The sequence below is a fragment of the Rhizocola hellebori genome (assembly GCF_016862955.1).
GTDB classification, from domain to species: domain Bacteria; phylum Actinomycetota; class Actinomycetes; order Mycobacteriales; family Micromonosporaceae; genus Rhizocola; species Rhizocola hellebori.
In genome coordinates this window covers 23,667-39,066 of the sequence record NZ_BONY01000040.1, presented here as the reverse complement: position 1 = coordinate 39,066, position 15,400 = coordinate 23,667, and the positions used below count along the sequence as shown (strand labels likewise).

Annotated in this window: 5 protein-coding genes; all 5 read left to right on the top strand. The window is 71.1% G+C overall.

The window, feature by feature from the left end; all coding sequences use genetic code 11:
• The first annotated feature begins 160 nt into the window (after window positions 1-160).
• Genes Rhe02_RS28870 through Rhe02_RS28850 form a run of 5 tightly spaced genes read left to right on the top strand, consistent with a single transcriptional unit; the run spans window position 161 to window position 15,363 of the window.
• On the top strand, window positions 161-2,686 hold the full coding sequence (locus Rhe02_RS28870) for a M64 family metallopeptidase (protein ID WP_203911540.1): 2,526 nt from the start codon (window positions 161-163) through the stop codon (window positions 2,684-2,686).
• Window positions 2,683-6,081 carry a DUF6603 domain-containing protein gene (locus Rhe02_RS28865; RefSeq protein WP_203911539.1) on the top strand — a complete coding sequence of 1,133 codons (3,399 nt, stop codon included), beginning with the start codon at window positions 2,683-2,685 and terminating at the stop codon, window positions 6,079-6,081. The genes Rhe02_RS28870 and Rhe02_RS28865 overlap by 4 nt, the downstream gene beginning before the upstream one ends.
• Window positions 6,078-9,287 carry a thioesterase domain-containing protein gene (locus tag Rhe02_RS28860; RefSeq protein WP_203911538.1) on the top strand — a complete coding sequence of 1,070 codons (3,210 nt, stop codon included), beginning with the start codon at window positions 6,078-6,080 and terminating at the stop codon, window positions 9,285-9,287. The genes Rhe02_RS28865 and Rhe02_RS28860 overlap by 4 nt, the downstream gene beginning before the upstream one ends.
• Window positions 9,284-13,687, top strand: a complete 4,404-nt coding sequence (locus Rhe02_RS28855; protein WP_203911537.1) for a hypothetical protein — start codon at window positions 9,284-9,286, stop codon at window positions 13,685-13,687. The genes Rhe02_RS28860 and Rhe02_RS28855 overlap by 4 nt, the downstream gene beginning before the upstream one ends.
• The gene (locus Rhe02_RS28850) at window positions 13,684-15,363 is read left to right on the top strand and encodes a hypothetical protein (protein WP_203911536.1); all 1,680 of its coding nucleotides are present in this window, start codon (window positions 13,684-13,686) and stop codon (window positions 15,361-15,363) included. Before Rhe02_RS28855 ends, Rhe02_RS28850 begins: the two co-directional genes overlap by 4 nt.
• Window positions 15,364-15,400 lie beyond the last annotated feature (37 nt).

Genomic DNA, 15,400 nt, shown 5'->3' with positions numbered 1-15,400 from the left:
GCAACGGCCACTCCCGTCAGTCGGTCATCCGTCAGATCAGGATCACGCCCACGGCGATATCGTCGGTGAACGATTGTCGACTTTGGGAGTGTCCAACGTGGCCGTCACGCACTCGAGGTGGACCGAATGGGGTGCCCGGGACATCCATCTCATGCCCGGCATGATTTCGCCACGGCTCGACGAGTTGCTTTACGTGACCGACTCCGACGACGGCGAGTTCCAGGCGAGCCGGGCCGAGCCCGCAAATGGTTACACCATCAAGTTCACCGCGGGCTTCACCGGCGCACCGAACGCGCATGGCATCAAAGTGGACCCCGACAGCGGCGAAGTCACCGTCCTGCAAGGCTGGGAGACCGCGCCCGAGCCGCGCTTGCGCACCTTCATCGTCACCGCGACCGCGACCCGCGACGGCGGCACCGCCACCTCCTACCTGCGCATCTACGTGCACGCCTCGACCAGCTTCCTTTGGTTGTCGCCCTCGTCGCTGACGGTGCGGCAGAACGCGAAGAACATGCGGTTCTCCGTGCTGGCCCGCTTCGACGACGCGGTGGTCGGGGACATCTCCAACTGGTCGCCGCTGAACGCGCCGACCTCCGGTGAGCTCGACTTTGTCCGCCACATCAGCACGAACGACCCCGTGCTGCAGTGGGGGCCGCGTGAGGGCGACTCGCCGTCGGTCATCCATGTCGATCCGGTGACCGGTGACATCACCAATGAGGGCGACCCCGACGCGCAGGTGAAGGTTGAGGTCTTCTACAACCTCGGCAATCCGCTGGCGTCGGCGATGGTGCGCGGCGCGCCGAGCTGGGACACCGGCGTGAACCTCAAGTTCATCAAGGGCAACGGCGGCTTCGCCTCCATGTTCCGCGACGACATGCACAACGTGCTGTTCCTGCCGGAGGGGTTCGTCGACGATGCGGGCGGCGCGGACAGGAAGCTGTTCGACGAGTACGTCAGCAAGATCATCACTACGCTGACCACCAACCCGCATACCCGGCCGTTCGACTTGCTCGCCCACAAGTTCAACTTCTTCTCCGCGTGGGTGCCCTCGCCGGAGAAGGGCTGCACCTTCCTTTCCGAGGTCTACCCGAGGGAGATGGTCAGCGGGCACCGGCGTGGCCGCAATCTGGAGCTGCCGCGGCCACCCGCAACGCCTTTACCGGACAGCCTCGGCCTCCCGGAGCTGATCTTCACGGTCGGGCCGCCGAATTTGCGTCACGACCCGCCGGGCAGCCCGGCCGGCACCGACGCCTCGGGACGTGTCCACAACTGGCAGACGCTTTACGGACCGGTGCCGACCGAGGCCCGCACAGCCGACAGCTACGACACCTGGCTGAGCCGCAACGACCGGACCCTCGTCAACGAACGCAACACCGCCTTCCACATCGCCATCGGGTACCGGCCCCGCATCGACCGCGCGAGCATGCCGTCGATCGACATCTCGGCGCACCCGCTGCGGCTGCACGACGACGACCTCGACAAGTTCCTGCTTCACCTACGCGACGACAAGGGCACGCCGCTCAGTGACGAGGAGATGTCGCCGTGGGCAGAGGGCGGCAAGGACGAGGCCATGATCGTGCTGCTGTGCCGGACGAACCGGAACGCGGGCGCCAACGTCATCCGGGGCACCACCGGCACGACCGCGCGCTATCTGTGCATCACGCTCGACGACCTGTCTACCGTCGACTACGACGAACGCACCGACGGCAATGGCTGCGACCTGGTGCCCGACCCTGTACCCAAGGACGTCGGGCTGGGAGCGTGGGGGACGATAGCGCACGAGCTGGCGCACCCGTTCACCCTCGACGACGAATACGGCGGCAGGGTCGGCGTCCTGAGCGCCAAGGACCTCAAGGATGTCAAGGCCTCCAACAACGTCCAGGAACGCGCGGCTCTGGAAAACGCTTCGCAGCAACTGGTACCCAAGGACGTGAAGTGGCGATGGCCGCGCCTGCACCAGGCCGGGGTGCTCGCCGACCCCTCCGACGACGAGTCCGCGGTGCGCCCGGTGCCCGGCTCCACCGACAGGTTTCTGCTCACCATGGCCAAAGGGCACGGCAAGGCGTTCGCCGATCCGGAGGTGGACATCGTCAAACTACGCAAGCCACATCTGACCCCCAAACCGAAGTACTCCGATCGGCTGCGGGTCGTTGACGTGCAAGGTGACCAGCTCACCGTGGTGCTTGTCGCGGGCTCGCAATTGGACCCCACCGACTTCGGCGGCGGCGACCTGGTGGTGGCGCCCGTACGCGGGCCCGACCCCGATCTGCAGAACGACCAACTCGGCGACGACCTGGAGCTGATGCACAAGGTGGTGTTCGACCGGATCAACGACACGCACAACCCGCTCAACGCCGAGGCGGATGCCGCCCACAACCGCGCCTGCGGCGCCGAGCCGAAGACCCCGACACCGGCCAGCAACTTCGCGCCCGGCACGCGACCGGCCCGGCCGAAGCTGTCCTACCGGCTCGTCGGCCTCTACGAGGGCGGTCATGTGCTCAACTGCGGCGTCTACCACCCGACGGGCCAGTGCATGATGAACGAGACAACCACCTTCGACGCGGCTTCGAAGAAGCGGTCCATCACCCCGTTCTGCAGCGTCTGCCGCTACGCGCTGGTCGACGAGATCGACCCACACGCGCACGGCGTCATCGATGACGAGTTCTATTGGGACTACCCGCAATGAGCCAGACGCAGGGCACTTTGCACGCGCTGGCCGTCCATCTGGTACGGGCGGTGCAACCGCTGGCGAATGCCTTCTCCGACTCCGAGTCGTTCAAACAGCTGATGTTCCAGCTCGGCTGGGAGGTCGACGGTCTGCCGCCACAGTATTCGGCGGTCGCCGACAAGGTCGCGGCAGCCGCCGACGCCATCTCGGCGATGCCCGCGCAGCCGCAGGCGAGCGACCTGCTCGCCGTGATCGGCAAGGTCGGCGACGTCTACCGCGCGGTCGCCGGGCTCACCGAGGCGCCCCAAGGTGTTGACGCGCAGGCGTTCCTGGGCGAGATCGGCCGCCGCCTGTTCGAGTTCGTCCTCGCCGAGGACCTTCGCCTGTGGGCGCCCCGGATGTACGGGACTCTGCACGCGCTGGGCGTCATCGCCTACGAGTACGTGCCGTCGGCCAACGGCCGCCCCGACCACACCCGCTTGCGCTTCGACTGGGATCAGATACCGGCAATCCTGTCCGACCCGTCGCTCATCCCCGAGCGCCTGTATGGCTGGGGGACAACAGATTTCGCCTTCGGGCGGCTGGCCACCGCGCTCATGCCGCTGCTGCACGGCATCGGCGTGCCGGTGTCGCTGGACCTGATCGGCGAGCAGCTGTCCACCGCGTTGCAGACCGGTGCGCTGGCGCCGCCGGCCGGTCCGGTCCGTTACGCCATCACGCTTCCGTTGTTCGACCTGCCGATAAACGGGCGCTATGAACAGGTCGGGTTCATGCTGGCCGGGCTGCCGGCCGAGGGCGACGCGCCGCCCGGCATGATCCTGCAGATCATGGCCCCGAACGGGCTCGCCGAGACCGTCGATCTCGGCGACGGCTGGAAGTTCGCCCTGCGCGCCGGCACAGACCTCGCCAACCAGCTCGGCGTGGTGATCCGGCCGGGGGAAACCTTTGCCCGGTACCCGTTCGCGTCCGGTCAGCCGCTGCCCTCGGCGGGCCTGGGCCTGTCGCTTCGCTACCAGGCCGACGCTCCGACGCTGCTGTTCGGCCAGCCTGGCAAGACCCGGCTGGAACTGGCCGCGGGCGAAATCAGGCTCGGTGTCATCGAAAAGGCGGGCGAGGTCGAGGTGACCGCGGGCGCGGTCGTAGACGGGCTCACCTTCGTGCTCAGCACCGCCGACCTCGACGGCTTCCTGGGCTCCGCGCTCGGCGGGCAGGAGATGCGGGTGCCCTTGCAGCTCGGCGTCACCTGGTCGAGCCGAACCGGGCTGGACTTCATCGCCGGCGCGGGCTTCACCGTGTCCATCTACCCGCACCTGGACCTCGGGGTGTTGCGCTTCGACCGGGTCGACCTCGCCGTCAAGCTCACCTCCGGGCCGGGCACGCCGGAGCTTGGCATCGCGGCGCTGCTGTCCTTCTCCGGCGTCATCGGGCCGGTGTCCTACGCGGTCGACCGTGTCGGCGTCCAGCTCGCGGCGACGTTCGCCGACGGCGACGCGGGACCGGCCGGGATCGACCTCACCCCGGTCTGGCCCACCGGGCTCGGCCTTGGCATCGACGCCGGACCGGTGCGTGGCGGCGGTTTCATCTCCTACGACAAAGCTTCCGGTCGCTACGTCGGCATCCTTCAGCTCGAGGTGTACGACATCGGCGTCAGCGCGATCGGCGTCCTGGACACCAAGGACGCCGCCGGCGCGCCGCTGCCCTCACCCGGGTATTCGTTCGTGCTGCTGGTATTCGCCGACATTCCGCACATCCAGCTCGGCTACGGCTTCACGCTCAACGCGGTCGGCGGCATCGCGGCTCTCAACCGCAGGCTCGACACCACGGCACTGCTCGCCGGCATCCGGCAGGGCGGGGTGGATCGAATCCTGTTCCCCACCGACCCGGTACGCGACGCCAACACCATCGTCACGGCGCTGACCGCGATCTTCCCGATTGCCATGGGCCGCTATGTGTTCGGCCCGGCGGCCATCATCGGCTGGGGCACCCCGACGCTGATCACCTTCGAGCTCGCGATCGTGGTCGAGGTCCCGGCGCCGGTGACCGTCGCCCTGCTCGGCACCGCCCGCGCGCTGCTGCCCAACGAGTCGGCTCCGATCGTGGAGCTGCACGTCGACATCGTCGGCATCTTCGAGCCAGCCAAGAAGACGATCGCCGTCGACGCGTCCCTGCACGATTCGAAAGTCGCCGGGTTCGCCGTCAGCGGCGACCTCGCGATGCGGCTCAACTATGGCAGCGATCCCGACTTCGCCCTTGCCGTCGGTGGCTTCAACCCCCACTTCACCCCGCCGCCGGGATTCCCGGCCCTGCGCCGGATCACCGTCGCGCTCGGCGCCGGTGACAACCCGCGGGTGACGCTGGAGGGATACCTCGCGGTCACCGCGAACTCCCGCCAGTTCGGGGCCAAGGCGGAGCTGTATGCGGCCAGGGGCGGCTTCAACGTGCACGGCTGGGTCAGCTTCGACACGCTGATCGTGTTGCACCCCTTCGGTTTCCGGTTCGACTTCTCGGCCGGCGTGACCCTCAACCGCGGCTCGCGCCGGATAGCCGGCGTCACCGTGGAGGGCACCCTGACCGGGCCGAACCCGTTCCACGTATGGGGAAAGGCCAGCCTGTCGCTGCTTTTCTTCGACATCTCGGTGCCGTTCGACGCCACGTTCGGGTTGGACTGGCTGGTGCCCGAGCTGGCGGCCACCGATCCGTGGGGGCTGCTGGCGCAGGCGCTGGCGCTGCCCGACAACTGGGCCGTCGATGCGGTGCGCCGCGGTGTCTCATTCGTGGGCACCGGTGCGGCCGGGCGGCTGCTCGACCCGGGCAGTGCGGCAACGCTGCGGCAGAAGGTGCTTCCGCTGGCGCGCAACCTGGAACTGTTCGGCCAGTACGAAATCAGCGGCCCGGCGAGCTTCACGGTCACCGCGGTGGCGATCGGCACCCGCCCGGCCGATTTCGTGCCGGTCAACGACTTCTTCACGCCTGGCGACTTCGAGAAGCTCTCCGAAACCGACCAGCTGTCGCGAGACTCCTTCGAGCTCATGCAAGCCGGAGTGCGGGTTGACGCGGGCCCGGTCGCGCCCGAGGCGGCGACGAAGGTGGCCAGCCTCGAGTACCAAACAAAGATCATCGACAGTTCTTGGCGGGTACGGTCCCTGCCCCCGGTGACGATCGACCGTGGCATCCAGCTGGCCGCCGTGCGGGCTTCGTCGGCGACGCAGGCCCGCTTCGCCCGCCGCGACGGCCGGACCGGTGGCGTCAAGCTCGCCCCGGAGACCTACACGGTGGCCACCACCGACACTCTCGGCGCGCGCCCGGACATCGCCACCGCCATGACGCGGGGCGCGGCCCTGGCCGCCCTGCGCGGCAGCGGCACGGCCGGACTGCAGGTCGTGCCGACCTATGAGACGGAGACCTCCGGATGACCCAGCCCGCCGCCGGCTACGGCTTCCTGCCTTGGGTTCGCGCCGGATTGGCCGGCAGCATCGCCCGCGTGGACGGCGATCCGGCCGCCGCGCCGCGCGCCGCGGTCACGGTGAGCGTCACCGTGGACGCGGGCGGCGACCCGCGCCCTGTTCCGGTGACCCTTACCCTTTCCGGGCCGGGCGAGATCGCCGCCCTTGACCCACGGGCGATCCTGCGGGTGGCACCGCGGCCGGGCGAGGTTGACGCCGAACCCAACGAGCTGCCGCTGGTGGAGTTCGCCGACCCCGATCTGCCTTGGCGCTACACCCCTGCCGTCGCCGATTCCGCGGGGCGGCTGCGGCCGTGGCTCGTCCTCGCGGTGGTAACCGCCGACGAGATCACCGCCGAGGAACACGCCGGCGCCGACGGGCGGCTGCCCGCCGTGACGATCGCTTCAGCCGATGCGCTGCCGCGGCTCGACCAGTCGTGGGCGTGGGCCCACGCCCACATCGACGGGTTCTCCCCGGCGGCAGGCGAGACCCTGGCCTCGGTCGCGGCGCACCGGCAGCGCTCGCGGCTGCTCGCGGGGCGGCATCTGCTGCCAAAAACTGCTTACACGGCAATGCTTGTCCCGGCCTTCGAGCGGGGAAGGCTGGCCGGGCTGCGCGAACCTATAGCGGACACAGTGGACGGTCTCGCGGCGGCGTGGGCCCCGGACGACCTCGGCATCCGGCTTCCCGTCTACTACCGGTGGTCGTTCCAGACCGGCGTGCAGGCCGACTTCGAACAACTCGCCCGTCGGCTCACCGCCCGCCCGGCCGGACCACGCATCGGCCTGACCCCGCTGGATGTCAGCACGCCCGACCCCGCGCTGCCACCGGCGGCGAGCACACCGCTGGTGCTGACCGGTGCGCTGGTCTCGCCGACCGCCACTGTTGGGGCATGGGCCGACACCGAACGCGAGGCTTTCGTCCCGGCTCTGGCCGCGATGCTCAACCAGCCGGCCGACGCGATCAGCGCCGGCGCCGATCCGATTGTCGCGCCGCCGCTTTGGGGCCGCTGGCAGGCGGCGGCCGACCGGCTCGACCCGGCCCCGGCGGCGACACCGGCCTGGTTCCATGAACTCAACGCCGACCCGCGCCTGCGGACCATCGCCGGGCTGGGCGCGGAGGTCGTCCGCCGCCACGACCAGGAGCTGATGGCCGAGGCGTGGCGGCAGGTCGACGGCGTGATAGCGGCGAACGAGACGCTGCGCCGGGCACAGCTGGCCCGTGAGGCGGCGCGCAAACTCTACGACAACCACCTCACCGCCCTCGGCACCGAAACTCTGCTCACGGTCACCGCCCCGGTGCACTCACAAATCTTGCTGCCCGCGTCGCCCGGCGTCGCGGCGGCAGCCCCTTTGACGACCGCCCGGCGGCTCGGGCTGAGCCCGATCCCTGACGGCGCAATGGACGGCCGCATCCGCCGCGCCCAGCGCACGGTCGCCACAGCCGCCCGCCGCGCCGCCCGCGTAGCCGCCCCCATCAGACCAGGCGGCCGCGCCGCCGCAATCGCCACCGGCACGCCGATGGCAGGAGGCGGCGGGCCCGCGGTCGGGCGGGTGCCCGTTGGGCGGCTGGGGCGATTTATCGGGGTCGCGGCTGTGCCCGGTGCCCTGAGGCCGCCCCGGGCGGGCGAGCCGTCGGCAACGGCCCCAGCGGGATTGCTGGCGCGGCTCAACAATGGTGAGTTGCGGACCCGGCCGGTGCCGCTGCGCCCGGATGGCATGGTGGTCACCGCATTGCCCTTCCGCGCCCCGTCGCTGACGACTTTCGCGCCGCCTCCGGGCGGATTTGCCTTACCCGGCATGCTGTTGCGGTCGGCCCCACCGCCCGGCGACGGCCAGCCGCACGGCGGCCCGGCTGGCGGTGGCGCGCTGCCGGGAGGTCCGGTCGGCGGGGGGCATGGGGCGGTGCGGCCGGCTCGGCCGGCGGGTGGGCCTTGGTTGCCTCCGGTGGGGACTGATCCGGTGCCGGCGGTGGGGTGGGTGCCGGGTGTGGCCGGGCATGTGCTGGGGGTGCCTGGCGGGAGTGTGACACCTGTGCCGGTGAGCACCGACAGCCAGGTCGTTTTGCATACGGGGGCGCTGTTCGGGCAGGCGGCGATCGAGTTGGCGGCGGTGGCGGGCACGGCGGCTGCCCCCGGGCCGGTGCTCAGCCCGGTGAACCTGACCAGTGTCGCGGCCACCCTGACCGAACAGCTGCACCCGGAGCGCACCATCACCGACAGCATCCGCGGGCGGCTGCAGCTTGCGCCCTGGATCACTTGGGCCGCAAGCGATCCGCTGGAACAGGTGATGGCGGCGCCCGAGTTCGACGCCCCGATGTACGCGCCGCTGCGCGAGCTGGGCCACGACTGGCTGCTGCCAGGTGCGGGTGGGATACCGGCCGACACCGTCACCGTGGTGTGCCCCAATCAGCGGTTCATCGAGGCTTACCTGCTTGGCCTTAGCCACGAGATGGGACGCGAACTGCTGTTCCACGAATACCCGACCGACCAGCGCGGCACCTATTTCCGCCAGTTCTGGGACACCAGCGGCGCGCTGACCCCGGCGGGGATCGCCGCCGATCCCGAGTCGCTGGTGGACATCACCCCGATCCCGTTGTGGCAGAGGCTTGGCGCGAACACCGGCCGGGTACCGCCGCCGGCCGAAGGCGAGTTGGTGTTGCTGGTGAAGGGCGAGCTGCTATCGCGTTTCCCGGACACGATCGTCAGCGCGGTGGCGGCGGTGCAAGGCACGGACGGGCGGCGCACGCTAGGCACCGACACCAGATATCCCGTGTTCACCGGGCGGCTCGAACCCGACATCGCATTCTTCGGTTTCGACCTGACCACCACCATGGCGCGCGGCGACGGCACCCAGCTCGGCTGGTTCTTCGTGCTCGCCGAACATCCGACGGCCCCACGGTTCGGGCTCGACGCAGACGACGGTGCCTATGGCGCTCGGGCCACCGCGTGGGCCGACGTGTCGTGGGCGCAGCTTGCCGAGGACGCCGACGCCTTGGCAGCACTGCGATACGTCGACGTGACCGCCGCGTTGCCGGACGCCGCCGGGATCGTGCCCGGGTCCGCCGATCCGCCGATCACCTGGGGCGCCAACGGATCCGACCAGGCGTGGATCATGTTGCGCCGGCCGTTCCGTGTCGCCATTCACGGCGCTGATCTGATTGTGGAGGAGCCGTGACCACCCCTGGCGAGCTGCGTGCTGCGCGGGCGGCAGCGCATGACGCCATTGGGCGTGCCGCTGGACGTCTCGCGGGATTGGATCGCGCCGATCCTGCGTACCAGTCGGAAATGCATGCTCTGCAACGAGCTCGACGCGATGAGGCGGCCGCGCGCGACCGGCTGTCGGCAGCTGCAGCGGCCACACCGGGTGACGCGATCGACGGATTGGACGCCCGTTTTCCGGTGGTGCTGATGCCGGTGGCGGTGCAGACGCGGTTCGTTTCGGGACCGGTCGCCGGCCAGCCGGACGCGGTGGGCACGCTGCTGGTGCGCGTCTACCCGGACGCGATCCTGGCCGACTCGCACGAACCGCTGCTGACCGCCGCCGAAGTCACCGCCGGGCAGCAATATTGGCGGCGGGCGCGCCGGGAAGGCAGCGAGCGCAACGCTTGGGCGAGCCTGCTCACCGCGGCGACGCCGGAGCGGGCAGCCTGGATCGTCGATGCCAGCACACCGTCCAATGCAGACGGTGACCCGGTCTTCACCGAAATGGCCACCCGCCCTGACCACTGGCACCGCGCACCCGAAGCCCGCGGGTTGCCCGAACGCTGGGTGGTGGTGGCCTACCGAGGATCGCAGAAGGTCCGCCAGGCCGTCAGCGAGCCGGTGCGCGAAGGTCTCGCCCTCACCCCCCGCCTGTCCGGCGACACCGACGACGACGAAAGCGTTGACATCTCCGGTGACGGCCTGGCCATCCCACCGGAACTGCGCTGGGCCTACGACTTCGACGAGGCGGTAGCGGCCGGCATGGCGGTGCGCATGCCCATCGACGCGATCGACGCCGAAGATGGATTCACCACCATTCTTGTGTACGGAGTCCGCGCCGCCGAGACCGCAACCGACCAGGCCGCACAGCTCGCCGATCTGCTGACCGCGCACCGGTACAGCCGGGGGCTGGCCTTCGTCGCGCAGGGCACGCCGACCAACAACACCACCGAGGAGCCCAGCGCCTATCCCGTCGCCGACCCGGCCGGCGCGGTCAGCTTCCCCATCGCCCGTGGCGAGGGGCTCGCCAAGCCGGCCACCGACGGCGCCCGCCTGGCCGCCGCGCTGGGCCTGTCCCCCACGGTGGTCGACCACGTCTCCGGCGCGGGTCGCGACGAGCAGACCGCCGCCGCCGCAATGCTTGCCGCGCTCTGGCCGGCCACCGTCGGCTACTACCTCGAACAGATGCTCACCCCGGACCTCAGCGCCGAAACGTCGGCGGCGATCCGCCGGTTCGCCACCGACTGGGTCCGCCCGCGTGGCCCGCTCGCGGCGCTGCGCGTCGGTGCGGTGCCCTACGGGGTGCTGCCGGTGGGCGCCTATTCGGCCTGGGTGGCGCGGCCCGCCGAGAACGTGCCGGCCGGTCTGCCCGAGCTGTTGTCGCGGATGGCCTCGGTCGCGGCGAACAACATCTTCGCCGCACCCCGGGTCGGGCGCACCAGCGACCCGGACGCCGACCTCATCGCGGTGCTGGGCATGGACGCCAGCGCCCGGTCGGCCCGTATCCGGCGCAGCTTCGGCTATGACACCACGTGGAATCTGCTCAGCTACGTCGGCGCGGACCTCGACGGTCTGCAGCGCGCCCAGCACAGCATCGGCCAGCAGATCCTCGCCGACCTCGGCCAGACCGGCCGCAACCCGCGCGCGCTTTACCTGAGTTTCCTGGCCGAGTCGCACGACTTCGGCGGCCCGCTCGTGGCGCCGCCACCGCTGTCGCAGACGCAAGCGCTCGACTTCGATTACGTCGCCTGGCTCGTGGCGGCGACCCCGGCCATGTTGCGCGACCAGAACGCGCCGCCGCAACCGGTCACCGCGCTGCTGTACCTGATGCTGCGTCAGGCTTTGCTGGCCGAATACGACGCCGCGGCGCGGCGGGTGCTCGGGCACGCCGGTGAGCTGCTGCCGTTCGAGTCGCGTGAGGCGGAACTGGTCGGCATCCTTCCCCCACCGGCAGGCGCGGCGCAGCTGCCGACAGTGCGCACAGCGTGGGAACGGTTCGACCTGAACCTGAGCGACGTGACGGAAAACCGGCCGCTGGGCGAGTATCTGGCCGACCCATCTGTGCCGCGCGGCAGCGGGCTGCAACCGCTCGACGACTACCGCGCGGCGGTGGGCAATCTGGTCGGCCTGCCGAGCGCCGAACTCGACCGCCTGTTCACCGAGACGCTGGACATCTGCTCGCACCGCGTCGACGCCTGGGTCACCGGGCTCGCGACCCGACGCCTGGCCGCGCTGCGCACACCGCTTGCGGACACGGCAGATCCCGCGACCGGCGCATACCTGGGCTGCTACGGATGGGTGGTGGACTGGCGGCCCGACCGGCCGGGCCCGACCGTCGACGTCACCGCACCCGACGGGTCGACGGTCGCGGCACGGACAGACTCCGACGGCTACGTGCAGGCGCCGTCGATGCTGCACGCCGCCGCGGCCGCCGTGCTGCGCAGCGGCTACGTCGCCCGCACCAGCGAGGCCCGCCGCCCCTATGCGGTGGACCTTTCCTCGGCCCGGGTCCGCTCGGCGCTGGCGATCCTCGACGCTGTCCGCGAGACACAGCCGCTGGGGGCCGTGCTCGGCTATTCCTTCGAACGTGGCCTGCACGAAGGTCACCCCGGCGTCGAGCTGGATCGCTACATCGACGCCTTCCGCAACCTGTACCCGGCCGTGGCGAACAAGGCCGCCGACAGTGGCGCCCCCGCCGACCAGGTGGCCGCACGCAACGTGGTGGACGGTCTGGCGCTGCTGCACGCGTGGCAGGAGGCGCGGATACCTTGGGCGGGCGAGCCGTCCTTGGCCATGTCGCTGCCGCAGCGGGCCGCGGTCGAGGCCGAGCTGGCCGCGCTGGACGACATGGTGGATGCCGTGAGCGATCTTCTGCTCGCCGAGTCGGTGTTCCAGATCCTCAAGGGCTCGCCTTCGGCGGCCGCGGCCACCCTCGACAGTCTCGCCCAGGGCAAGCGGCCGCCCGAGCCCGAGGTGGTCACCACGCCGCGCAGCGGAACCGTGCTGCACCAACGGATCGCGATCCTGTTCGGCGGCCCGGCACCGGAGTGGGCCGTGGTGCCGGTCACCCCGCGCGCGGCGGCCGCGCCTGAGCTCGACGCCTGGCTTGGCCGTCTGCTCGGCGACCCGCACTCGGTGGCCTGCACGGTCACCCGAGCCGGGGCGGCACCGTCGCGGGTAAGCCTGGCCGATCTGGGGTTGCGCCCGGTCGACCTGCTCGCCATCGTGCAGGAGGCACAGGCCACCGGCGCTCAGACCGAACTGGACCAGCGGGTGGCCCGCGCGGCCGACGGCACCGGCCCGGCAACGGTCGACTACGACGACCCCGGCACCGCGCCGGTGTCATTTGCGGTCGCCTGCGAGTTGCTTGCCGCCGCCGCCCGCGTGCTCGGCCACGGGCGCGCGCTCACCCCCGCCGATCTGCAACCGCCAGCCCCGGTTACGGCAAACACCACGCCTGCGCCCGATCCACTGGCTGGAAGGGCCGAGACTGCCATCGCGGTGCTAGCTGGCGTGCGCCGGGCACTGTCGGACGCGGGCGCTGACGCCGCCGCGCAGCGGGCCGCATTCGACCGGGCCGCCGCATTCGGTGTGCTGCAGGCGCTTACGGCCACCGACAGCACCGACACCGGACGGATTCTCGACGCGCGTCTCGCCGCCGCGGGCGCTGCGGCCACCCCGGCGGCGGTTCTGGCCGCGGTCTTTGGCACCAGCCTGCCGATCATCGCCCCCTTCAATCCGGCGACCGCCGACCCGCTTGGCGCCGAGCCCGGCCTCGGCGACGACCCCGACGGGACTGTCGAATCCTGGCTCGCCCAGGTCGCCCGCGTGCAGCCGGCCGTCGACGCGTGGCAGGACCTGCTTGTCTACGGCCGGGCGCTGGACCGGGTCATGGGCCGCCCCCGCATCGCCCAGCTCCCGGCGACCGGCGCGCCTTGGGCCGCATTGCCTTTCGCCTCCGAGGCGCAGCGGCACCGCTCGGGTCTGGTCAGCCTCGCCATGCTGGGTGAGCCGCCGCAGGCCGGCGCGTGGTGCGGACTGATGCTCGCGGAGTGGCCGGAGATCATCCCGGCGCGCGAGGAGGACACCGGGATCGCCGTGCAGTTCGACTCGCCGGGCGCGCAAGCGCCGCAGGCGGTGCTCATCGCCGTCGCACCGGACGCCCGGCCGGCCTGGAGCCACAGCGCTCTGGAACAGACCCTGCTGGACACCTTGCGGCTGGCCCAGATCCGCGCCCTCGACCTTTCCCAGCTTGGCGCTTTCGGACAGGTGGTGCCGATGACGTTCCTGGCCGCCAACAGCGCGGGCCACGCGGTGTCGACCTCGTTCGCCGATCTGCTGGTCGCCGACTCGACTTTCGAGGTGAACCCATGACATTGCGGCCGAGCATCACCTACTGGAACCGGGTAGAACCGAGCCCGCGCAGCGAAAGCCTGCTGCCAGGCCTCGCCGCCGCCGTCCGCGACCCGCTGTGGTTCCTGACCCGGCAGTGGCAGTTCGGCGAGTTCCAGGGAGAGGACGCCGCATCGCCCGCTTTCGTCTCGGTCGCGGTACGCGCGGGCCGCCTCGACGGCTGGGCGGCCGGAGATGGTGCGCCGCAACCATTTCCGGGGCAGGAACCGCTGGAGGTCGTCGCCGAACGCGAGCCGGTGACACCGGACCTGCGGACAGCGGTCGAGCTGGGGCAGGCACTGGAACGCCGGTTGCCGCCAGCGGTTGCCACCGCCTTCCGCGCCGCCTATCCCCTGCCGCCGGTCGCCTCGCTCAGCCCGCAGCAGGCCCGAGACGCCGCAGTCGTTTCGCTGCTTCGCGTCTGCGCGGGCCGGGTCTGCGACGGGATCGCCGCGCTGGCCGCCATCCGCGCCGCACAGCCCGGCCTTCCGGCGGCCGTGACCCTTCCGGCCGGCACCGACCTCACCGCGATCGGCGAAGTGGCGGCCTGGTTCGACCGCTGGGCGCAGACCACCTTCGGGCCCATCGGGGTCGCGGATCCGGCTGGCTGGCGGGCGGACCGGCTGGAATACGCGCTGCGGGTGACGGGCACCGCGCCCGCCGGGCACAAGCTCACCTTCGACGCCCGCCCGGGCCTGCACGGCGACTTCGACTGGTACGCCTTCGACGAGATCGCCCTCGAGCCGGCCACCGGCGACCTGCCACCCGCCCCCACCACCAGCCTGCTGCCCACGCCGATCCGGCTGTCGGGCATGCCCGACCCGCGTTGGTGGAACTTCGAGGACGCCCGGTTCAACTGGTCCGGCGTCGACGCCGACCGGCGGGACCTGGCCCGGCTGCTGGTCGTGGACTTCATGTTGGTGCAGGGCGCAGATTGGTATGTGATCCCGTTCGGGCACGAGGTCGGCGGCCTGGTGTCGGTGGCGCAGCTGCTCGTCAAGGACGTCTTCGGCGGCTACACCCTGGTCGGCCGCGCCGACGCCGCCCCGGCCGAAGGCGCCCGGCGGTGGACGATGTTCTCCACCACCGCGGCCGGTTCGCTGGCCGAGTATTTCGTCCTGCCGCCCGGCGCCCTGCGTGCCACGGTCGACGGGCCGGTGCTGGAGGAGGTCCGGTTCGTCCGCGACGAGCAGGCGAACCTGGTGTGGGCGGTGGAGACCACCACCGAGGACGGGACGGGCCGGCCCCGCTCGGGCCGGGAACGGGCCACCGACACCCCCGAAGGCGCGCCCGCAGCGGAATCGGAGGCGCTGCGCTACCGGCTGCAGACCACTGTCCCGGTCAACTGGATCCCTTTCCTCCCAGTGCAGATCGACGCCGCCCGGCGCGCGGTCGCGTTGCAACGCGCAGCGCTGCAACGCCACGTGGACGGCGAGCTGGTCGCCGTCCATCCGGTCGGGCGGGTGCTCAATCCGACCGCGCTGGACCGCTATCTTGTCCGCGAGGAAGAGGTGGGGCGCACCGGGACGCGGGTCCTGCGCGGCGCACACCGGACCCGTTGGGTGGATGGCTCAACGCACCTGTGGACGGCCCGCCGTCGCCGTGCCGGGATGGGCGAGGCATCCAGCGGACTGCGCTACGACGTCACCGAGCCCTAGGCCGGAGGCCGTCCCGATCTCGCTGTTTCGGCATTCG

Bases quoted from the DNA above. Each gene is read 5' to 3' on its own strand.
- Rhe02_RS28850 (WP_203911536.1), top strand. From the start codon at position 13,684: ATGACATTGCGGCCGAGCATCACCTACTGGAACCGGGTAGAACCGAGC.
- Rhe02_RS28860 (WP_203911538.1), top strand. From the start codon at position 6,078: ATGACCCAGCCCGCCGCCGGCTACGGCTTCCTGCCTTGGGTTCGCGCC.
- Rhe02_RS28865 (WP_203911539.1), top strand. From the start codon at position 2,683: ATGAGCCAGACGCAGGGCACTTTGCACGCGCTGGCCGTCCATCTGGTA.
- Rhe02_RS28870 (WP_203911540.1), top strand. From the start codon at position 161: ATGATTTCGCCACGGCTCGACGAGTTGCTTTACGTGACCGACTCCGAC.